This is a genomic window from Microtetraspora sp. AC03309 (assembly GCF_020826795.1).
Lineage (GTDB): Bacteria > Actinomycetota > Actinomycetes > Streptosporangiales > Streptosporangiaceae > Microtetraspora > Microtetraspora glauca.
In genome coordinates this window covers 1-1,706 of sequence record NZ_JADDIL010000190.1, presented here as the reverse complement: position 1 = coordinate 1,706, position 1,706 = coordinate 1, and the positions used below count along the sequence as shown (strand labels likewise).

Genomic DNA, 1,706 nt, shown 5'->3' with positions numbered 1-1,706 from the left:
GGTTAGTACGTTGGTTAGTAGATGTATGGCTCTAGTCGGTCTGGGTAGGCCAGGACCAGGGCGCCTAGTGCGTGCTTCCACCCAGTGACGATGGCGCCTTCGACGAGACGGTTACTTTGCTTGTACCGCTGGGGCGTCGTTCGGTCGCGGTGACGAACGCGTTCTCGGGAGCGTTTGTCTTCGATATCGCAGATCGCAAGCCACAAAAGCTTCACTGCCGCTTGATCATTCGGGAAATGACCACGATTCTTGATGATCTTGCGGAGTTGATAGTTCAGCGACTCGATGGCGTTGGTGGTGTAGATAATTTTGCGGGCTCTGTTGCAAAAATCGTGAAGCTTGAGCATGCTTGGCGGAGATTGGACGGACGGAACGATGACGGATTTCAAGTGGCGCCATTTCCAGGGTGATGTGATCCTGTGGGCGGTGCGCTGGTATTGTCGCTATCCGATCAGCTATCGCGACCTTGAGGAAATGCTGGCGGAACGCGGCATTTCGGTCGACCATACGACGATCTATCGCTGGGTCCAGTGCTACGCCCCGGAGATGGAGAAGCGGCTGCGCTGGTTCTGGCGGCGTGGCTTTGATCCGAGCTGGCGCCTGGATGAAACCTACGTCAAGGTGCGGGGCAAGTGGACCTACCTGTACCGGGCAGTCGACAAGCGGGGCGACACGATCGATTTCTACCTGTCGCCGACCCGCAGCGCCAAGGCAGCGAAGCGGTTCCTGGGCAAGGCCCTGCGAGGCCTGAAGCACTGGGAAAAGCCTGCCACGCTCAATACCGACAAAGCGCCGAGCTATGGTGCAGCGATCACCGAATTGAAGCGCGAAGGAAAGCTGGACCGGGAGACGGCCCACCGGCAGGTGAAGTATCTCAATAACGTGATCGAGGCCGATCACGGAAAGCTCAAGATACTGATCAAGCCGGTGCGCGGTTTCAAATCGATCCCCACGGCCTATGCCACGATCAAGGGATTCGAAGTCATGCGAGCCCTGCGCAAAGGACAGGCTCGCCCCTGGTGCCTGCAGCCCGGCATCAGGGGCGAGGTGCGCCTTGTGGAGAGAGCTTTTGGCATTGGGCCCTCGGCGCTGACGGAGGCCATGGGCATGCTCAACCACCATTTCGCAGCAGCCGCCTGATCGGCGCAGAGCGACAGCCTACCTCTGACTGCCGCCAATCTTTGCAACAGAGCCGCCTGCGGTACGCCCCGAGGTGGATACCTATGCGACCGCCGGGCAGCTGCCGGTCACCCTTGACGCCGAGACCACCCGCATGCTGCTCGGCGAGGTGCCTGCGGCCTTCCATGCCGGGGTGCCCGACATTCTCTTGATCGCCTACGGGCTCGCACTGGCCGAGTTCGCCGGCACGAACGGTCCGATCTCGCTCGATGTCGAAGGGCACGGGCGCCACGAAGAAATCGGCGAAGACATCGACCTGTCGCGCACGGTCGGGTGGTTCACCACCAAATACCCGGTGGCCCTGGATCTCCAGGGCCGCGGTGGTGGCCTGTCCTGGCCCCAGGTGGTCTCCGGCGACGCGGCTCTCGGCGCTGTGATCAAAGACGCCAAAGAGCAGCTTCGTGCTCTGCCGGACGGGCTGACCTACGGTCTGTTGCGGTACCTGAATGCCGATGTGGATCTGGCCGGTCCGGACCCGGTAGTCGCGTTCAACTATCTCGGCCGAATGGGCGCGACCGCAATGGAGT

At 61.3% G+C, this 1,706-nt stretch carries 2 protein-coding genes and 1 pseudogene; 2 read left to right on the top strand and 1 reads right to left on the bottom strand.

The window, feature by feature from the left end:
* Positions 1-14: 14 nt before the first annotated feature.
* Positions 15-374, bottom strand: a pseudogene (locus IMZ11_RS42205) (transposase); the annotation flags it as partial.
* A gap of 1 nt (position 375) precedes the next feature.
* Between IMZ11_RS42205 and IMZ11_RS42200 the strand changes: the two are divergent.
* Together IMZ11_RS42200 and IMZ11_RS42195 are read left to right on the top strand one after the other, a co-directional pair.
* Complete coding sequence (locus IMZ11_RS42200; protein WP_001389365.1) at positions 376-1,140, top strand: IS6-like element IS6100 family transposase; 765 nt, start codon at positions 376-378, stop codon at positions 1,138-1,140.
* Positions 1,141-1,213: 73 nt separating this feature from the next.
* Positions 1,214-1,706, top strand: a 493-nt coding sequence (locus IMZ11_RS42195; protein ID WP_228649138.1) for a condensation domain-containing protein, incomplete at its 3' end; no start/stop codon positions are given.

Coding starts and splice junctions, on each gene's coding strand:
- IMZ11_RS42200 (WP_001389365.1), top strand. CDS start 376: ATGACGGATTTCAAGTGGCGCCATTTCCAGGGTGATGTGATCCTGTGG.